General features: G+C 66.1%; 16 protein-coding genes. 7 read left to right on the top strand and 9 right to left on the bottom strand.

All coding sequences use genetic code 11. The features are described 5' to 3' along the window. Window positions 1-446: 446 nt before the first annotated feature. A complete protein-coding gene (locus ABE463_RS13025) occupies window positions 447-2,609 on the bottom strand; it encodes a S46 family peptidase (protein ID WP_346468463.1) in 2,163 nt (720 codons plus the stop codon). 220 nt (window positions 2,610-2,829) lie between these two features. Between ABE463_RS13025 and tdh the strand changes: the two genes are divergently transcribed. Then, a complete protein-coding gene (tdh, locus tag ABE463_RS13020; RefSeq protein ID WP_123728470.1) occupies window positions 2,830-3,852 on the top strand; it encodes an L-threonine 3-dehydrogenase in 1,023 nt (340 codons plus the stop codon). Window positions 3,853-4,039: 187 nt separating this feature from the next. On the opposite strand, the gene ABE463_RS13015 is transcribed toward tdh, so the two are convergent. Then, a complete protein-coding gene (locus ABE463_RS13015) occupies window positions 4,040-4,741 on the bottom strand; it encodes a TorF family putative porin (protein WP_346468462.1) in 702 nt (233 codons plus the stop codon). 193 nt (window positions 4,742-4,934) lie between these two features. Between ABE463_RS13015 and kbl the strand changes: the two genes are divergently transcribed. Then, entirely contained in the window at window positions 4,935-6,146 is a 1,212-nt protein-coding gene (kbl, locus tag ABE463_RS13010; protein WP_346468461.1) for a glycine C-acetyltransferase, read from the top strand. Window positions 6,147-6,207: 61 nt separating this feature from the next. Here the strand turns inward: kbl and ABE463_RS13005 are convergent, their stop codons facing one another. From ABE463_RS13005 to ABE463_RS12990, 4 genes are all read right to left on the bottom strand, one after another. Beyond that, window positions 6,208-6,552: a hypothetical protein gene (locus ABE463_RS13005; protein WP_346468460.1), complete on the bottom strand. Its 345-nt coding sequence runs from the start codon at window positions 6,550-6,552 to the stop codon at window positions 6,208-6,210. A gap of 91 nt (window positions 6,553-6,643) precedes the next feature. Further along, window positions 6,644-7,495, bottom strand: a complete 852-nt coding sequence (locus tag ABE463_RS13000) for a pseudouridine synthase (RefSeq protein ID WP_346468459.1) — start codon at window positions 7,493-7,495, stop codon at window positions 6,644-6,646. 19 nt (window positions 7,496-7,514) lie between these two features. Beyond that, a complete protein-coding gene (locus tag ABE463_RS12995) occupies window positions 7,515-8,024 on the bottom strand; it encodes a hypothetical protein (RefSeq protein ID WP_313209609.1) in 510 nt (169 codons plus the stop codon). A 586-nt stretch (window positions 8,025-8,610) separates the two neighbouring features. Next, window positions 8,611-9,702, bottom strand: a complete 1,092-nt coding sequence (locus ABE463_RS12990) for an OmpA family protein (protein ID WP_346468458.1) — start codon at window positions 9,700-9,702, stop codon at window positions 8,611-8,613. A gap of 371 nt (window positions 9,703-10,073) precedes the next feature. On the opposite strand from ABE463_RS12990, the gene ABE463_RS12985 reads away from it, so the two are divergent. The 5 genes from ABE463_RS12985 (at window position 10,074) to ABE463_RS12965 (ending at window position 15,399) form a co-directional block, all read left to right on the top strand. Further along, complete coding sequence (locus tag ABE463_RS12985; protein WP_346468567.1) at window positions 10,074-11,099, top strand: zinc-binding alcohol dehydrogenase family protein; 1,026 nt, start codon at window positions 10,074-10,076, stop codon at window positions 11,097-11,099. Window positions 11,100-11,197: 98 nt separating this feature from the next. Further along, entirely contained in the window at window positions 11,198-11,809 is a 612-nt protein-coding gene (locus tag ABE463_RS12980; RefSeq protein ID WP_346468457.1) for a hypothetical protein, read from the top strand. 104 nt (window positions 11,810-11,913) lie between these two features. Then, on the top strand, window positions 11,914-13,947 hold the full coding sequence (locus tag ABE463_RS12975; RefSeq protein ID WP_346468456.1) for an NADPH-dependent 2,4-dienoyl-CoA reductase: 2,034 nt from the start codon (window positions 11,914-11,916) through the stop codon (window positions 13,945-13,947). Between the two features lie 292 nt (window positions 13,948-14,239). Beyond that, on the top strand, window positions 14,240-14,698 hold the full coding sequence (locus tag ABE463_RS12970) for a cell wall hydrolase (RefSeq protein WP_088435200.1): 459 nt from the start codon (window positions 14,240-14,242) through the stop codon (window positions 14,696-14,698). An 89-nt stretch (window positions 14,699-14,787) separates the two neighbouring features. Continuing rightward, window positions 14,788-15,399 (top strand): glutathione S-transferase N-terminal domain-containing protein, encoded by a 612-nt coding sequence (locus tag ABE463_RS12965; RefSeq protein ID WP_346468455.1) that lies wholly within the window; start codon window positions 14,788-14,790, stop codon window positions 15,397-15,399. Between the two features lie 77 nt (window positions 15,400-15,476). Here ABE463_RS12965 and ABE463_RS12960 read toward each other — a convergent pair whose 3' ends face one another. From ABE463_RS12960 to prpE, 3 genes are all read right to left on the bottom strand, one after another. After that, complete coding sequence (locus tag ABE463_RS12960) at window positions 15,477-16,544, bottom strand: suppressor of fused domain protein (protein WP_346468454.1); 1,068 nt, start codon at window positions 16,542-16,544, stop codon at window positions 15,477-15,479. Between the two features lie 71 nt (window positions 16,545-16,615). Next, on the bottom strand, window positions 16,616-17,110 hold the full coding sequence (locus tag ABE463_RS12955) for a hypothetical protein (RefSeq protein ID WP_259261122.1): 495 nt from the start codon (window positions 17,108-17,110) through the stop codon (window positions 16,616-16,618). Window positions 17,111-17,322: 212 nt separating this feature from the next. Further along, window positions 17,323-19,200, bottom strand: a complete 1,878-nt coding sequence (prpE, locus tag ABE463_RS12950; RefSeq protein WP_346468453.1) for a propionate--CoA ligase — start codon at window positions 19,198-19,200, stop codon at window positions 17,323-17,325. Window positions 19,201-19,397 lie beyond the last annotated feature (197 nt).

The following is a 19,397-nucleotide window of genomic DNA, read 5'->3' as shown; positions in this document are numbered from 1 at the left end:
AGGATGGCTCGTACAGCCCGGCGCCTGACTGGCCCGCGCAGGCTGAGGCCGGGCAGCCTCTGGCAGGACGCGCCGTGAACCCATCCCTGGGGGCTCGTACGACGGCATCCATGCCGTCGCACGGTCCTGCCAGAGGCTACCCGGCCTCAGCCATCAAGGTTTTCGTCGCTGAGGCGGACGCAAAGCGCAGGTGCAGTGCCGCTTCGCCTTTTTGTCCGCACACCGGCATCTGTCCAGAGCGCGCCGGGCAGGGCTGGGCGAGACCGTTCGACCGCATGGATGCGGTCGTACGAGACCCCCATGGATGGGTTCACGGCGTGTCTCGCCCAGCCCTGCCCGGCGCGCTCCCTCAGGGGAAAACAAGACGCCTCGCGTTGGAGGTATAGCGGACCATAAAAAAAACCCCGCAGATGTCGCTGCGGGGTTCTGGAAACCGACGTATCGGCTTACTTGCTGAGGTTCAGTTCTTTGAGCAGCTGCGGCGCCGGCGCCACTTCCTGCATGATCCACTGCATGTAACGGCTGTCGACCGCGATCATGCGGGTCATCACCGGATCGAACACCCAGTTCGAACTCACCGACTCCCAGTTGCCATCGAAGGCCAGGCCGACCAGCTTGCCGTTGGCATCCAGCACCGGCGAACCGGAATTGCCGCCGGTGATATCCAGGTTGGACAGGAAGTTCACCGGCACCGAGCCGATGCGCTTGTCTTCCAGGCCGCCGTAACGCTTGGCCTTGACCGCCTCCAGCAGCGCCTTGGGCGAATCGAACGGATCTTCGCCGGTTTCCTTCGCCGCCACGCCTTCCAGGGTGGTGAACGGGGTGTAGTTCACACCGTCCTTGCCGTAGCCCATGACGTTGCCGAAAGTGATGCGCAGCGACAGGTTGGCGTCCGGATAGACGAACTCGCCCTTGCTCTTCTTGTAGTCGGCCACGGCCTGCAGATACAGCGGGCGCGACACCAGCGACTCGCCTTCGCGGGTCTTCTTCTGCTCTTCCTGCTTGAGCAGCGCCGGCATCACCGCCACCGCGTACTGGATGGCCGGATCAGTGCTGGCCTCGAACGCCGCGCGGTCGGCCTTGAACCACGTCAGGCGCTCATCCAGGCTGCCCAGCTTGGTGGCCGAGAGCTTGCCGACCAGACCCTGCACGGCGGCCGCATCGCTGCCTGCCAGCCACTGGTTGAGCACCTCGTTGGTGCGCTGTGACGCCGGCAGGGCCACGTACTGGCTCAGCCAGTAGGTCTGCAGCTGCTGGTCCATGCGCGGCACGTAACGGCGGTCCATCTGCTTCAGGCCGCCTTCGATCGAGGGCAGATCGCGCTCCTGATAGCCGACTTCGCGCTCGGCATCGGCCTTGCTGCGTTCGATCGACAGGCGGTACAGGGTGATCGCCGAGCCCACGGCCGAGGTGCTGTTGAACTGGCTGACGAACAGGTCGCGCTCACGCGTGGCCTTGCTGGTGTCCAGGTGCTGGATCAGCTGCGCATGCGCAGCCAGGGCCGGCTTGCCGGCGGCGCCACGCTTCTTCAGCCAGGCCAGCACGGCGGCTTCTTCGGCCTGTTTCTGGCCGGCCGCGTCGATGCGCTTGAAGCCTTCCAGCTGACCGGCGTAGTTCTTGGCCACGTTGTTCATGCTGGCCGCGGTGGCGGCGTACTTCACCTTGACGTCCGGGTCGGCCTTGCCGGCCTCGTCGATCATCTTCAGCACCGCGTTGTAGTGGCGCGCGATGGTCGGGTAGGTCCAGCTGGCGGTTTCATTGAACTCGCCGGCCAGGGCGTAGCGGTTGGTGCGGCCCGGGTAGCCGGCCACCATCACGAAGTCGTCGGCGCCCAGCGGCTGGTCGGCGAACTTCAGGAAGTGCTTGGGCTGGTAAGGCACGTTGTCGGCCGAGAAGGCGGCCGGCTTGCCGTCCTTGCCCACGTAGGCGCGGTAGAACGAGAAATCGCCGGTGTGGCGCGGCCACATCCAGTTGTCGATGTCGCCGCCGAACTTGCCGACGCTGCCCGGGGGCGCGTAGACCAAGCGCACGTCCTTGATTTCCATGTTGCGGAACAGGCGGTAGGTGTTGCCGCCGGAGAAGCTGTACAGGCGGCAGCGGAAGCCGGCATCGGCTTCACAGGCGGCAGTCTGGGCCTTGTCGAAGGCCTCCAGCGCGCGGGTGCGGGCCAGCGGGTTCTTGCCGGCGGCGGCGATCGCGGCCTTGGCCTGGTCGGTCACGTCGGTGATCTGGTCCAGCACGAACACGCGGGCATTGGGGCCGGCGCTCAGCTCGTCCTTCAGGGTCGGCGCGTTGAAGCCGTCCTTGATCAGGTTCTTTTCGGCCGTCGAATTCAGCTGGATCGCGCCATAGGCGCAGTGGTGGTTGGTGACCACCAGGCCCTGCGGGGAGACGAAGCTGGCGGTGCAGCCACCCAGCGCCACGACCGCGCCCATCGGGTCGCCGGTCAGGTTGGAGATCTGCTCCGGGGACAGCTTCAGGCCGGCCTGCTTGAGCGGGCCGGCGATTTCCGGCAGCTGCTGCGGCACCCACATGCCTTCAGCGGCATGGGCGACCTGGACCAGCCCAAGGCTGGCGACGACGGAGAAAGCAAGCAGGTTCGAGCGCATTGAGCAGCCCCTGGTGAAAGAACCGCCGATTCTAGCCCAGCCGCTGCGCCGTCCCGAAGCCCGGTGGAGCCGCCCCAGGGTCGGCTGGCCGCACGCAGTGCGGCAATGATGGGCATGGCCACCTCCCAACCCACCCGCGCTGCAACATGGGAAAACCGCCAGCCGCTCTATAATCCGCGTTTTCCCCCAGACGAGTTCCACCCCGATGGCGCAGCAAACAATGAAGGCCCTGGTCAAACGCGAAGCCGCCAAGGGCATCTGGCTGGAAGAGGTGCCGGTCCCTACCCCAGGCCCGAACCAGGTCCTGATCAAGCTGGAAAAGACCGCCATCTGCGGTACCGACCTGCACATCTACCTGTGGGACGAGTGGAGCCAGCGCACGATCAAGCCGGGCCTGACCATCGGCCACGAGTTCGTCGGCCGCATCGCCGAGATCGGCCCGGGCGTGACCGGCTATGAGATTGGCCAGCGCGTCTCGGCCGAAGGCCACATCGTCTGCGGCCATTGCCGCAATTGCCGCGGCGGCCGCCAGCACCTGTGCCCGAACACCGTGGGCATCGGCGTCAACGTCAACGGCGCCTTCGCCGAGTACATGGTGATGCCGGCCAGCAACCTGTGGCCGATCCCGGATCAGATCCCCTCCGAGCTGGCCGCGTTCTTCGATCCGTACGGCAACGCGGCGCACTGCGCGCTGGAGTTCAACGTGATCGGCGAGGACGTGCTGATCACCGGCGCCGGCCCGATCGGCATCATCGCCGCGGGCATCTGCAAGCACATCGGTGCGCGCAACGTGGTGGTTACCGACGTCAATGATTTCCGCCTGAAGCTGGCCGCCGACATGGGCGCCACCCGCGTGGTGAACGTGTCCAACACCTCGCTCAAGGACGTGATGAAGGAACTGCACATGGAGGGCTTCGACGTGGGCCTGGAAATGAGCGGCAATCCGCGCGCGTTCAACGACATGCTCGACTGCATGTACCATGGCGGCAAGATCGCCATGCTCGGCATCATGCCCAAGGGCGCCGGTTGCGACTGGGACAAGATCATCTTCAAGGGCCTGACCGTGCAGGGCATCTACGGCCGCAAGATGTACGAGACCTGGTACAAGATGACCCAGCTGGTGCTCTCCGGCTTCCCGCTCGGCAAGGTGATGACCCACCAGCTGCCGATCGATGATTTCCAGAAGGGCTTCGACCTGATGGAACAGGGCAAGGCCGGCAAGGTGGTGCTGAGCTGGAATTGATCACCTGTGCCTTCGGCACCGATGGTCAATTGTCCATTCCACCTTATCCTCGCGCCGTTGGCGCGCCCCCTTGAACAACAAGGGGGCTGTTCTCCAGCAAGGGTTCCGGTGTGAGGTCAACATTGAAAAGGCGCCCATCCGGGCGCCTTTTCTGGTTCGCGAGGTGGTTGGCGGTGTCGGGTGCCGGTTACTGCCCGATGCCGACCGTGAACACCACGCGGTTGTCAGCCAGCTTGCCGGAGTTGTCGCGGCCGTTGCCATCGGTGCCGTAGTAGCCCAGGCCCAGGTTGAACAGGCCGAACTGGCGGCTGACGCCGACATTCCAATCGGTGTAATCCTTGGAGATGCCTTCTTCGAAGGTGCTGCGGCCGACGTTCGCGCTCAGCGTGAAGTCCTGCGGCAGTGCCCACTCGCCGCCCACGGCGTAGTACCACGCATCGGTGCTCGAGTTGAACACGTCGTTGGTATAGGTCACGGTCAGGCTGTACTGCTTGGCGAACGTGGTCTTGGTGATGAACTCGTTGTAGGCCAACTCGCTCGAACCCGGGTAGGTGTAGCGGTTGAGCAGCAGATCCACGTTGACGTTGTCGGTCACGTCAAAGGCGTAGCCGATCAGGTAATCGACCTCGGCATCCGGGCCGCCATCACCGAAATCCACGCCCGAGCCCCAGACACCGGCGTACAGGCCCACCGGCGAGGTGTAGGTGAAGCCGGCCTGGATCGTCGGGTCCTCGTCGGTCTGGGACACACCACGGAACACGTAGTCCGATACGGCGGTGACGTTCCAGCTGAACGGCGATTCGGCCTCGTCCTGGGCGCTGGCGGCAAACGGGGCAAGCAGGGCGGCGCAGAGCACAGCGGCGGCGGTACAGCGCGTGGCGTGGTTCATGCGGGGTCTCTCCAGACGTGGGGGTGGGCGGAACGGCGCGGTTTACAGTTTTTTAACCTGATTGATATTGCGATGCAACAATCACGTCTGCAACCGTCCCTTGCCCTGCCCCGCCCCGGCTACCCGGCGGCGCACCCTGCGGCCGCCTGCGACAGGTAAAATCCCGGGTTTCCCGTGCCGAAGACTGCCTGCCATGACCGACGCCACCACCGCCTCGCTGACCCAGCACTACGTTGAAGAACTGGAGGCGATCCGCGCCCAGGGCCTGTTCAAGTCCGAACGCATCATCACCAGCCCGCAGTCTGCCGAGATCACCTTGGACGATGGCCGTTCGGTACTGAACTTCTGCGCCAACAACTACCTGGGCCTGGCCGACCATCCGGACCTGATCCAGGCCGCCAAGGATGCGCTGGATACCCACGGCTTCGGCATGGCCTCGGTGCGCTTCATCTGCGGCACCCAGGACCTGCACAAGCAGCTGGAAAAGCAGATCGCCGATTTCTTCGGCAAGCAGGACACCATCCTGTACGCGGCCTGCTTCGACGCCAACGGTGGCCTGTTCGAGCCGCTGCTGGGCGAGCACGACGCGATCATTTCCGACGCGCTCAACCATGCCTCGATCATCGATGGCGTGCGCCTGTGCAAGGCCAAGCGTTTCCGCTACGCCAACTGCGACATGGCCGATCTGGAAGCCCAGCTGCAGGCAGCCGATGCGGCCGGCTGCAAGACCAAGCTGATCACCACCGACGGCGTGTTCTCGATGGACGGCTTCATCGCCCCGCTGGATGAGATCACCGCACTGGCCAAGAAGTACAACGCGCTGGTCCACATCGACGAATGCCATGCCACCGGCTTCCTCGGCGCCACGGGCCGCGGCTCGGCCGAGGTCAAAGGCGTGCTGGAAAAGATCGACATCATCACCGGCACCCTGGGCAAGGCCATGGGCGGTGCACTGGGCGGCTTCACCTGCGCCAGCGCCGAAGTGATCGAACTACTGCGCCAGCGCTCGCGCCCGTACCTGTTCTCCAACTCGCTGCCGCCGCACGTGGTCGCTGCCGGCATCAAGGCCTTCGAGATGCTGGCCGCCGCCGATGACCTGCGCGATACCCTGGCGCAGAACACCGCCTACTTCCGCGAGAAGATGACCGCCGCCGGTTTCGATGTGAAGCCGGGCGTGCATCCGATCAGCCCGGTGATGCTGTACGACGCGCCGCTGGCGCAGAAGTTCGCCGAGCGCCTGCTCGAGGAAGGCATCTACGCGATCGGCTTCTTCTTCCCGGTGGTACCCAAGGGCCAGGCCCGCATCCGCACCCAGATCAGCGCCGCACACACGCGTGCACACCTGGACCGTGCCATCGATGCCTTCACCCGGATCGGCCTGGAACTGGGCGTGATCAAGGCTTGACCGGACGGCGGCGCCTGGCGTGCCGTCCCCACAGAACGCCGGGCCATGCCCGGCGTTTTTTTTATTTCTTCTTTTTCTTCTTGTCCTTGGCCTCTTCCTTGCTGGCCACCACCACCGGTGCCGCAACCGGTCCATCCTGGCCATTGCCCTTGGCCACACGGATGCCGTTGGCCTTCATCCAGGCATCGAACTCGTCGGCGCTCATGCGCTTGTCGCCATCGCTCATCAGGAAGCGGTAGCTGCCGCGGCCATCCAGCTCGGGAACCTTGACCTCCACGACCTTGTCGGTCACCGGCGGCGCCTGCTTGGCGATCTGTTTGTGGCCGCCGCAGGCGGTCAGCAGCGCGGCCGGCAACAACAGGCAGGCGCCGCGGAACAGGGAACGGTTGAGGGTACTGACGTGCATGGTCTTACTCCCGGTGTTGAACGGAACGTCCCTTCGAAGGCCATCCATTGCCCGGGTCGATTGGCCTGCCACATGCCGGCAGGCCACAAGGTCACGGTGTGGCCGCGGCGCTGTCGGCCACGGCATAAAGCAGATCCAGATCGTGTTGGCTGAGCTCGCGCCAGGCGCCCTTGCCCAGCTCGCCGAGCGGCAGCTGGCCGATCGCCACGCGCACCAGGCGCAGCACGTTGATGTCGAATGCGGCAAGCAGGCGGCGGATATGCCGGTTGCGGCCTTCCTCCAGCACCACTTCCAGCCAGGCGGTCTTGTCGCCACTGCGCAGCAGCGTGGCGCGCCGCGCACGCAGCAGCTCGCCTTCGTCCTCGATCCCCGCGCACAACGCCTGCAGCTGCGCGGCATCGGGGATGGCATCGATCTGGACGTGATAGGTCTTGTCCGGGCCGGTGGCCGGATCGGTCAGGCGCGCGGCCCACTGCGGATCATTGCTGAAAAGCAGCAGGCCTTCGCTGGCCTTGTCCAGGCGCCCGACCGGCGCGATCCACGGCAGGCCGGCAGCATCGAAACAGCGGTACACGGTGTCACGGCCGCGCTCGTCCTGCGCGGTGGTCACCAGCCCTCGCGGCTTGTTGAGCATCAGGTGCACGCGCTTGGGCGCATCCAGCGGCTGACCATCGACACGCACGTGATGGCGCCCGTCGATGATCGGAAATTCGGGGTTGTTGATGACACGGCCGTCGACCGTCACCCGGCCATCGGCGATCCAGCGCGCAGCTTCGGTGCGCGAGCACAGCCCGGCCTTGGACAGCACGCGCGCCAGGCCATGGCGCGGTGCGCCCGCGGGGCTGCTGGAGGCGGCGTTGCGGGTGCCTGTTGCGGGGCTCGCACGCCGCTCGGGGCGGCGTGGTCGGGACGCATTCGCGGCGGGTGGCCGGCGTGTCGTCATCGTGCTCCGCTCAGGCGGCTTACTTCTTGTCCGCCGGCTTGGTCTCAGCCGGTGCTTCGGTGGTGGCGGCCGGCACGGCAGCCGGTACCGGGCGCGCCTTGACCACGCGCACACCGCGCGCCTTCATCCACGCGTCGAATTCTTCGGCGGTCATGCGCTTGCCGTTCTGGCTCATGTCGAAGCGCCACGGCGTGTTGTCGAACTCGGTCTGCGGCTTGTAGGCGGCGGGATCGTTCGGGTTGATCACCGGTGCACTGGGGATCGCCTTGGCGATGTTCTGGCAGCCGTCGATGCGCAGGCGCTGCAGCACGCTGTCCAGCGACTGCTCGCGGTCGTAGCTGGAGGTCAGCACGCCGGCAGGCATGCCCAACTGGACGTTGCGGATGTACAGCTCTTCGGCAACCGGTGCGATCGCGGTGGCCGGCAGCGGCAGCGGCGATGCGCTGGCAGGTGCCGAACAGTCCACGGCAGCGTGGGCGGTGGGAACCAGGGCCAGGCCAAGCGCGGCGGCCAGTGCAAAACGCTGCATGGGATGCATCCAGGAAGGGGTCGACGCGGCGAGTTTAACAGCGCCACAACGTCTTTCAAGCGCCACCTTCAATGAATACGGCAACTTATTGGATTTATTGTTGATTTCAAGGATTCGAACCGACTGGATCCGTGAGAAGGCGCTTCTCCATCAGCGAGGGCACTTCTTGAAGCGAACGGCGAACCTTTTGACTCTCGGCGGCCGGTGCGTCGAGCGCTGGACCACGCCGCGCTTGTCGGCGAATGTCCCCCGGCGGCGGCCTGCGGCCGCCACCTCCTCCTTTATTTCGCCCACAAGCGCAGCGCGGCCCATCGTGCCAAGCCAGTTGGCGTTGCGGAGAAGGGCGAGGTTTTACGTGGGTTTACAGCACGCCCAGCCCCGCAGCGACCGGTAGGCCCCTGGGCAAAATCAAGGAGGAGGCCGTCGCCGTCAGGCGGCGGCCGGGGGACATTTGCCAAGGAGCCTACCGGTCGATACGGGGCGTGACGCGCGCGGAAGGGCCCAAGTGTCGAGTTGAGAGAAGACAAAAAAAAACAGGGCCCGGCAATGCCGGGCCCTGCTTATTGAGACTGTACTGCCAGAAGGATTAGTTCTGGACGTTCAGCTCGGTACGACGGTTCTTGGCGCGACCTTCCGGGTTATCCGAACCATCCGGGTTGGTGTTCGGCGCAATCGGGCGGCTCTCGCCGTAACCGATCGGACCGACCAGACGCGAAGCGTCAACGCCGTTCTGGGTCAGATAGTTGTACACCGAGGTAGCACGACGCTCGGACAGCTTCTGGTTGTAAGCGTCGGTACCCTTGGAATCGGTGTGACCGGCCACTTCAACGCGCAGATCCGGGTAACGCTTCAGGATTTCCGAAGCCTCGCTCAGGATCGCAACCGCGTCCGGACGCAGGTTCGACTTATCGAAGTCGAAGTTCACGCCCTTCAGATCGATCGACACCGGGACCGGGCAACCGTCCGGACCGATGGTCTGACCCGGCTGGGAGTTCGGGCACTTGTCGTCGCAGTTGTTGACGCCGTCACCGTCGTCATCCAGATCGGCGCAGCTCGGCGCAACCGGAGCCGGAGCCGGCACGGCAGCAACCGGGGCCGGGCCCAGCGGGATCACGACACCGACCGAAGCCAGCACGTCGCCGAACCAGTCTTCGCTCGGAGCAGCAATGCTCTTGTCGTCGAAATCAGCGCGGTAGGCCACTTCGGCACGCACGGCGACGCGCTTTTCGAAGGTGGTCTGCAGACCGACACCGACCTTGGCGGCGAAGTTGCCGTCCTTGCGCTCACGCGGACCGTTGCCGTCCAGTGCCGGGTACTCTTCTTCCGACTTCTGGTAGCCCAGACCCATCAGCAGGTACGGGTTCCAGCCGCGGCCGTCCTGGATGAAGTGGCGACGCAGATCGACGGACGCGCCGTACTGGCTCCAGTTCAGATCCTGGTTGGAATCGAAGTTCGGGTTCTGGTAGTTCAGCTCGCCGTCCAGCGACCAGTTGGGGCTGATGAACTTACCAAGGCCCAGGGTAACGAACGGAGCGTCGTTGGTCAGACGGTCGCTATCCTGGAAGTTGAAGCCGGCCGAACCGGTCAGGTACCAGCGGTCGTCAAAATCCTGCGCCGATGCAGCCTGGGCGAAAGCCAGACCGCCCAGCAGCGCGGCAGTAAGGATCTTCTTGTTCATTGAGTACAGCTCCTATTTCGGGGGTATGAAACCGGTAGAGGCATGGGCCAGCACTACTGCGTCGTTTTTCAGACTGCCGATTCAGCACGCCACCGCCGCGAACATTATGCTCAGGCGAGTGAAGGTGATGTTAACAGTCCCGTAACATGTGAAGACGACCGCTAGACCTCTACCGGTCCAGCTGGTGGCACCCTATACAGGTTGATGAAATTCCGCAAGACCCAGACGCGACAAGGGTTTTGCGTAATTCAGGCGCGGTCGGGACACATTTTTCACGGAAGGGTTCAAATCGCGATCACCTCTTGATTCAGCGCAGAAACAGCGGCGTCGTGATCCGTATGATGAAGGTGATTCCCCCATCCGGAGCCGCCATGAAAGCCGTGGGATTGACGCAGTATCTGCCGATTGAAGACCCCGCAAGCCTGCAGGACCTGGATATCGCGCCGCCGGGCGCACCGCAAGGACGCGATCTGCTGGTGCGCGTACACGCCGTGTCGGTGAATCCTGTCGATGCAAAACAGCGCGCGCCGCGAGCGCAACACGAGAACCCTGCGCGGATGCTCGGCTATGACGCTGCAGGGGTTGTTGAAGCGGTCGGCGAGGAGGTGAGCGCGTTCGCGCCCGGCGATGAGGTGTACTACGCGGGCGATGTCACACGCCCGGGCTGCAACGCGCAGTACCAGTGGGTCGACGAGCGTCTGGTCGGGCGCAAACCGACCACGCTGGATTTCGCCGAAGCGGCGGCGCTGCCGCTGACCACGTTGACGGCGTGGGAGCTGCTTTTCCAGCGGATGCCATTGCAGCTTGATGACTGCCGTCATCGCGGCCAGCATCTATTGATCATCGGCGGTGCCGGTGGCGTTGGCTCCATTGCGATCCAGCTCGCGCGGCATGCGGGCTTCACGGTGATCGCCACGGCATCGCGGGATGAAACGCGCGCGTGGTGCCTGCAGATGGGCGCAGACCACGTGATCGATCATCGCCAGCCGTTGGCGCCGCAGTTGCAGGCACTGGGAATTGCGCAGGTGCAGGCGGCCTTGAACCTGGCCGACACCGACCATTATTGGGAACCGCTGGGTGAGCTGCTGGCGCCGCAGGGGCATGTCGGGCTGATCGTCGAGCCGCGCGGCGCGCTGCGCATCGGCGATCCTTATAAAGCCAAGTGCATCGGCATCCACTGGGAATTCATGTTCGCCCGCGCGCGCTTCCAGACGGTGGACATGATCGAGCAGCATTGCATTCTCAACCGGGCGGCCAGCCTCATCGATGCCGGTGAACTGCGCACGACCGCACACACGCACCTGGGCACGATCAATGCGGCGAACCTGCGCGAGGCACACCGCCGGCTGGAAGCGGGCGGCGTGATCGGCAAGCTGGTGCTGTCCGGCTGGGAGTAAACCGCGCGCCGGTGTGTCATCGCACTTTCGTGCGCATCTGTATCTGTCGGCGGTACGCCGTGCCGCCTACAGTCAGTGGCCCTTCCGGTGAATCCGCCATGCCCACGTCCCTGCCCCTGCGCCTGCTGCAACTCCTGCTTGGTCTGTTCCTGTACGGCTTCGGCGCGGCGGTGATGATCCGCGCGGCGATCGGCGTAGCGCCCTGGGATGTGCTGTCACAGGGCATCGCGCTGCAGACGCCACTGTCCTTCGGCGTGGCCACCAATGTGATCGGCGCGCTGGTGTTGCTGCTGTGGTGGCCGATCCGGCAGAAACCGGGTCTGGGCACCGTGCTCAACGTGCTGCTGATCGGCCCCAGCGCCCAGTTCGGGCTGTGGCTGCTGCCGGAGGTGCATGGCCTGACCTGGCAGATCCCGATGTTCGTCTGCGGCCTGCTGCTGGTCGCGCTGGCCACCGGCCTGTACATCGGCGCGCGCTTCGGCCCCGGCCCCCGCGATGGTCTGATGACCGGCCTGCACGCCCGCACCGGCTGGCCGATCTGGATCGTGCGCAGCGCGATCGAAGGCACCGTGCTGCTGATCGGCTGGTGGCTGGGTGGCAATGTCGGGGTCGGCACCCTCGCGTTCGCGCTGCTGATCGGCCCGCTGTGCGGCGTCACCCTGCCGCTGTTCGGCATCCGCAAGCCCAGCCCGGCAGCCGCCACGCCCTAACGGGCGTCCGTGCCGACCGATGGTCGGCAGTTCGGGGACACCTGCCCTTGCTCTTCAAGGACATTCGCGGCACCCTGCGGGCTTCCGTACGCAAGCGTATCCACATGTCGCCAGCCGCCGAATCCACCGCTTATCCGCATCTGTTCACGCCGCTCGATCTGGGCTTCACCCAGCTGCGCAACCGGGTCCTGATGGGGTCCATGCATACCGGTCTGGAAGACCGTGCACGCGATTTCCCACGCCTGGCGGCCTATTTCGCCGAGCGGGCGGCCGGCGGCGTCGGGCTGATCGTCACCGGCGGCTTCGCGCCCAACGTGGTCGGCTGGCTCAAGCCATTCGGTGGCAAGCTGTCCTGGCCGTGGGAGGTGCGACCGCATCGCCAGGTCACCCGGGCCGTGCACGACAACGGCAGCAAGATCTGCCTGCAGCTGCTGCATGCCGGCCGCTATGCCTACCACCCCCTCTCGGTGGCTCCCTCCAAGCTGAAGGCCCCGATCAACCCGTTCACCCCGCGGGCGCTGTCGGCGCGCGGGGTGGAGCGCCACATCGCCGATTACGCGCGCAGCGCGCGGCTGGCCCGCGAGGCCGGCTACGACGGCGTCGAGGTGATGGGCTCGGAAGGCTATCTGATCAATGAGTTCATCACCCCGCGTACCAACCAGCGTACCGATCGCTGGGGCGGTGACGCGGCCCAGCGCATGCAGTTCGCCGTGGAGATCGTGCGTCGCATCCGCGAGGCCTGCGGCCCGGATTTCATCATCATCTACCGGCTCTCGCTGGTGGATCTGGTGCCCGACGGCAGCAACTGGACCGAGATCGTGCAGCAGGCGCAGGCCATCGAAGCGGCGGGCGCGACCCTGATCAACGCCGGCATCGGCTGGCACGAAGCGCGCATCCCGACCATTGCAACCTCGGTACCGCGCGGCGCCTTCGCGGCGGTTACCGCCAAACTCAAACCGCACGTGCGCGTGCCGGTGATCGCGACCAACCGCATCAACATGCCCGACGTGGCCGAGCGCATCCTTGCCGCGGGCGGTGCCGACATGGTCTCGCTGGCGCGGCCGCTGCTGGCCGACCCGCAGTGGGCCAACAAGTCGCGCGCCGGCCGTCCGGAGGCGATCAACACCTGCATCGCCTGCAACCAGGCCTGTCTGGACCACGTGTTCGAGAACAAGACCGCCAGCTGCCTGGTCAACCCGCGCGCCGTGCACGAGACCGAACTGGTCTACCGCCCGACCAGCGCCGCGCGCCGGATCGCCGTGGTCGGCGCCGGGCCGGCCGGGCTGGCCTGCGCGACCGTGGCTGCCGAGCGTGGCCACGCGGTCACGCTGTTCGATGCCGGCAGCGAGATCGGCGGGCAGTTCAATGTCGCCAAGCGCATCCCGGGGAAGGAAGAATTCCACGAGACGCTGCGCTATTTCCGCCACAAGCTGGACGAGACCGGTGTCGAGGTGAAGCTGGGCACCGTGGCCGACGTGGCCGCGCTGACCGGTTTCGACGAGGTGGTGATCGCCACCGGCATCACCCCGCGCCGGGTCGATTTCCCCGGTGCCGACCATCCCAAGGTGGTTACCTACCTGGATGTGCTGCTTGGCAGGGTCCAGGTGGGCGAGCAGGTCGCGATCATCGGCGCCGGCGGCATCGGCTTCGATGTCGGCGAGTTCCTCGTCCACGAGGGGCCCTCCTCCGCGCTGGACCCGGCACGCTGGATGGCGGAGTGGGGCGTGGACCCGACGTTCGAGGGCCGCGGCGCGCTCGCCAAGCCAGCGCCTGAGGCACCCGCACGCAAGGTCTGGCTGATGCAGCGCAGCCCAGGCAAGCCCGGCGCCCGGCTGGGCAAGACCACCGGCTGGATCCACCGCGCCACGCTCAAGGCCAAGGGCGTGAGCATGCTCGGTGGCGTTGAGTACCTGGGCGTGGATGACAGCGGCCTGCGCATCCGCGTGGATGGCCAGGAACAGCTGCTGCCGGTGAGCCACGTGGTGGTCTGCGCCGGCCAGGAACCGCGCCGTGAGCTGCACGCCGCGCTGCAGGCCGCCGGCATCCATGCGCAGCTGATCGGCGGTGCGGATGTCGCCGCCGAACTCGACGCCAAGCGCGCGATCGATCAGGGCAGCCGGGTCGCCGCCGCGCTCTGATCCGGGTCGAAACGGACCTGAATACGGGGCTGAACCGCCGATTCAGCCCCACCTCCAAACCTGAATGTCAAGCGTTCGGGTTCAGGATGTATTGGGAAATCCCCCCCTATCGTGCGCCAACTTTCCCGCTCACCACCCAGTTCGAGTGAGCGCGCGGACCCCACGTCTTCTTTCGGGTCCGCCCCCGGGCGGCCCCGATGGTCGCCTCCCCATGACGCCAAGTCGTACCCACGCCCCGTCCGCATGATCGGATGGAACAGCCAGGTGCGGCCCACACGGAGCAAGGAGATTTATGAAACTGGCCTGGATTCTCTGGCTGTCACAGTTGTTGCCGCAGCCTGCCGCCGATTCGTTGTGCCTGAGCACGACCGTCTACCTCGAAGCGCGTGACCAGACCCTGCGCGGCCAGCAAGCCGTCGCGGAAGTGGCGCTGCGCCGCCTGGACAGCGGCCTCTGGGGCGACTCGATGTGCCAGGTGGTGACCGCGCGCAAGCAGTTCGCCCCGACCATCGTCGCGCCCGGCACCCAGCTCGGCAACGCCGATGCCTGGCAGGAAGCGATGACCGTCGCCTTCGACGCCGAACGCAACTGGGCCCTGCCGGCCGGTGAGCGCAAGGAGATCGTCCCGGGGGCGAGCCACTTCGCCGCCCTGGCGATCGCCAACCCGAGCTGGCGCAACGCCTACCAGGTGGCCACGATCGGTGATCACACCTTCTATCGCGTGCAGAAACTCAAGCCACGCGCGTCGTAACGATCTGTTACGGCCATACCGTTGAGGATGCGGGGCCGGCTCTGGAATAGTGGGCGGCTCACCTTCCACCCATCCGCAACGGAGTTCCCATGAAGCTGTACAGCAAGCCCGGAGCCTGCTCCACCGCCGATCACATCGCCCTGCAGTGGACCGGCCAGCCGTTCGAGGTGGAACTGCTCGACAAGGACACCCTGAAGGCGCCGCCGTTCCTGGCCCTCAATCCGGCCGGCTCGGTGCCGGTGGTGGTCGATGGCGATTTCGTGCTGACCCAGAACGCGGCCATCATGGGCTACATCGCCGATACCTACCCGCAGGCCGGCCTGACCGGTGACGGCAGCCCGAAGCAGCGCGCCGAAGCCACCCGCTGGCTGTCCTTCGTCAACTCCGACCTGCACCCGGCGTTCAAGCCGCTGTTCGGGCCGGGCACCTTCATCGAAGACGACACCCAGTACGACGCGCTCCGCGCCGCCGCCCGCAAGCGCCTGCGTGGCCTGTTCGAGCGCGCCGATGCGCAGTTGGCCGACCGCCCCTGGCTGGCCGGGTTCCGCAGCTTCGCCGACCCGTACTTCTACATCACCCTGCGCTGGGCCGCGGGCGCGAAGATCGACCTGAGCGGCTTGGACAACATCGCTGCCTTCAAGCAGCGGATGGACGCCGATGCCGGCGTGCAGGCGGTACTGAAGGCCGAAGGCCTGAGTTGACCGGTGCGGCTGACGTAGACGGATAAGAAGAAGCCCGGCAGTGCCGGGCTTTTTCGTTTCCAGCGCGCGCGAGGCGATCAGCCAACGATCTCGACCACAGTGCCCTCGGCATCGCGCAGTTCGCTCGGCTCCACCACCACCTGCAGCGCCGGCCAACCCGGGATCGCATAGGTCCCGCGGCGTGGCATGACCGTGGCGACCAGCGCCTGCACCGTGGCCGGGGCCAGCTGGCAGTCCAGCGCATCGCCCTCGACCACCAGCGCGTTGACGGCCGCCGGCGACAGCGTGATCTGCCGATCGTTGCCGACCAGCGTCAATGGCTGGCCGAACAGCAACCGCGCCGGCAGCAGCGCGAGCAGCGATTCCACCTGACGCGCGCCCAGCGTCACGGTCAACTGCTGGTCGGCGCCCTCGCCCTGCACCGATCCGCCCAGCTTCTCCAGGAACAGATAGGCCGTCTGCGAGCCTTCGCGTGCCGCACCCTCTGCCACGGCGGCAGCGAGCGCGGGGTCGTCCAGCAGCGAGCCACGCGCGATATCGATGATCCACAGCGGCATCTTCGGCAGCAGCGCTTCGAGCACGCCCGTGGTCGACCAGCGCTTCACCGCCTCCATCTCGTCATCGGCCAGCCCGATCACCTGCAGGAACGCCAGCGAACCGTTGGGCGTCTCGCGCGGCGGCAGTTGCGGGTCGCGCATGAAGGCGACGTGCCGCAGCAGCGTATCGGTGTCGGCGGCGATCGGCCCGCCCGCATTGAGGTAGTGGCCCTGCTGGAACACCTTGCCGTTGGCGAACACGTAGCGCGCCAGGTTCTGCAGGAAGTTCATCGCCCACGGCGGTGGCTCGCTGCCCGCCGCGGCGGCAACCCGGACGCTCAGCTCGAAGCCGTAGCCACTGGTGGCCGGATCATCGCTCTCCTTTTCATACAGCTCGGAGAAGCCGTAGCTGACGAAGTGCCAGTGCGGCAGCGGCGCATCGTTCCAGTACGCGCTGATGCCGTCCAGCGGATCCTCGCCACCCAGCAGCGAGCGCAGCACCGGGCCGTAATGCTGCGGCGCCTGCGTGGGATACACCGCCTTCAACGCGGCATCGATGGCATCCCACCCGGGGGCGCCGTCGTCCTCGATCTCGATCTCGTCCACCATCACCGCTCTCCTGCAACAGAACAGCGCGCATTCTAAACAGCGCGCTGGCTGGCCGCCGTCGACGTGCCGCCTCAGGCGATCACGGACTCGGTGTGCAGCAGCGCGTGCGTTTCTTCCAGCCAGCGGTTGGCCAGTGCCGGGCTTTTCGCCTTGCTGATCGCGGCGGCCATGTCCGGCCACAGCTTTTCCAGGCTGCCGGCATCGGTGCAGCGCTCGACCTTCAACTGCATGAAATAGCCCTTCAGACCGAGGTGTCTGCGCACCGATTCGCTCATCCAGTCATACAGCCGCTTGTACAGCTCCGGATCCTGCTCGCGTCCGGCGGTCAGCGCTGCGGCGACGACCGGTGCGGCACTGCCGCCGACGATCTCGATCAAGCCCATCGCCGAGAGCTGCGCCAGCGCATCGTCCGGAGCACGCAGGCCCGGCAACAGCGCGGTCAACGCGGTGTCATCGCGCTGACCATCGACCATCAGCAGAATCGACCGCAACGCCGGCGGCAGGCGCCGTGCACGATCCTCGATTTCCTGACGGCCAGCGGCCGTCTTGGCATGGATGTAGGCCATGTGCTCCCCCTTCACGTGGTGCATCACCGCGCGTGGCACCGGCCGTTCGCCGCTACGTGCGCGCCCCCTTGCAACGATCACCTGCGCAGCTTACCCGACCCTCCGCATCGACTGTAATGCGCTGCAGCACGGGCTGGCCGGCGCGCGGCGGGCATGAAAAAGCCCGCCTCTCCGAGGAGGCGGGCCCGGGGGCGCACGAGGCTGTCCGCGCCCTACGTCCCCAGTGCGCGTCGGATCTCGTCCAAGGCCGCCGGGTCGTCCAGGGTCGACAGATCGCCCGGATCACGCTCCTCGGCCAGCGCCTGCAGCGAGCGCCGCAGCAGCTTGCCCGAGCGCGTCTTGGGCAGCGCGTTGACGATATGGATGTGCGCCGGCCGTGCGACCGCGCCCAGGGTATTGGTCACCCGCTGCATCATCTCGGCCGCCACGGCACTGCCGTCGCCCTGCAGGGCCTGCTTGAGGGTGACGAATACCAGCGGCACCTGGCCCTTGAGTTCATCCTTGACCCCGATCACGGCGGCCTCGGCCACCAGCGGATGGCCGGCGATGCATTCTTCGATCTCGCGCGTGCCCAGGCGGTGCCCGGCCACGTTGATGACATCGTCGGTGCGGCCGAGGATGAAGGTGTAGCCGTCTTCGTCCTGGATCGCCCAGTCCAGCGAGCTGTAGAGCAGTTCCTTGAAGTGGCTGAAGTAGCTCTGGATGAAGCGCGCATCGTCCTTCCAGACGGTGGTCATGCAGCCCGGCGGCAAGGGCGGGATCATCACCAGCACGCCCTTCTGCCCCGGCGCGACGCTCTCGCCGGTGTTCTCGTCGATCACCTTCATCCGGTAGCCGAGGTTCGGAAAACCGGGCGAGCCGAAGCGCACCGGTTTCATGTCCACGCCCGGCAGCAGGGTCAGTGCCGGCCAGCCGGTTTCGGTCTGCCAGTAGTTGTCGATGATCGGCTTACCGAGTGCATCGTTGATCCAGTGCGCGGTCGGCTCATCGAGCGGTTCGCCGGCGAGGAAGACGTACTTCAGTGCTTCCAGATCGTGGCGGCGGATGAAATCGGCATCGTGCTTCTTGAGCACGCGGATCGCGGTCGGCGAGGAGAACAGCGTGCGCACGCCGTACTGTTCGCACAGCGCCCACCAGATGCCCGGGTCCGGGTGAGTCGGCAGCCCTTCGTACAGCAGCGAGGTGCAGCCGCCGATCAGCGGGCCGTACACGTTGTAGGAATGCCCGACCGCCCAGCCCACGTCCGAGGTGGAGAACATCACCTGGCCGGGCTTGCAGTCGAACACCGTCTCCATCGACTGCGCCATCGCCACGGCGTAGCCGCCGACATCGCGCTGCACGCCCTTCGGCTTGCCGGTGGTGCCGGAGGTGTAGAGCAGATAGCTCGGCTCGCTGGATTCCAGCCACACCACCGGTACATCCTGGTCACCCACCTCGGCACGCAGCGTGGCGTAGTCGACGTCGCGGCCGGGCACCTTCGGCTCGGCCGCGTCCAGCCCGCGTGAGACGATCAATACATGCGGTGGCGGCGAGGCGGCTTCGGCGCAGGCGGCATCGACCATCGCCTTGTACGGAATCACTTTGCCACCGCGCTTGCCGGCATCGGCGGCGATCAACAGCTTCGGTTCGGCGTCATCGATGCGCAGTGCCAGGTTGTGCGCGGCGAAACCGCCGAACACCACCGAGTGGATCGCCCCGATGCGCGCGCAGGCCAGCATCGCGAACACGGCCTCGGCCATGTTCGGCATGTAGATCACCACGCGGTCGCCGCGCTGCACGTCCAGCCGCTGCAGCACGGCGGCGAAGGCATTCACTTCGCGGTGCAGTTCGCGGTAGCTGATCTCGCGGGTAACGCCGGTTTCGCTGGAGATGGCAACCAGCGCGAGCTGGTCGGGACGGTCGACCAGATGGCGGTCCACCGCGTTGTAGCAGAGGTTGGTTTCCCCGCCCACGAACCAGCGCCGGAACGGCGGGTTGCTGTAGTCGAGGATCTGCTGCGGCGGGGTATGCCAATAGATGCGATGGGCCTCTTCGCCCCAGAACGCCTCGGGTTCATCGACCGAACGTCGATAGACATCTTCGTAACGCATGACAGCCCTCCCAGACAAAGTCATGGGATCGAGCATAGTCCGATGGTGAGGCGCGGGCCGTCCGACCTTGGTCGTAGGGCCGGTCGGTGGGTGGGGCGCTGGCCCCCCATACCCTTTCCGGCGAATGTCCTCCGGCGTCGGCCTGCGGCCGCCCCCTCCTCCTTTATTTCGCCTACAAGGGCATGGGGGGCCAGCGC

Source organism: Stenotrophomonas sp. TWI819, assembly GCF_039673075.1.
GTDB lineage: Bacteria > Pseudomonadota > Gammaproteobacteria > Xanthomonadales > Xanthomonadaceae > Stenotrophomonas > Stenotrophomonas rhizophila_B.
The sequence above is the reverse complement of the archived record's forward strand: the minus strand, read 5'-3'. Positions and strand labels throughout refer to the sequence as shown.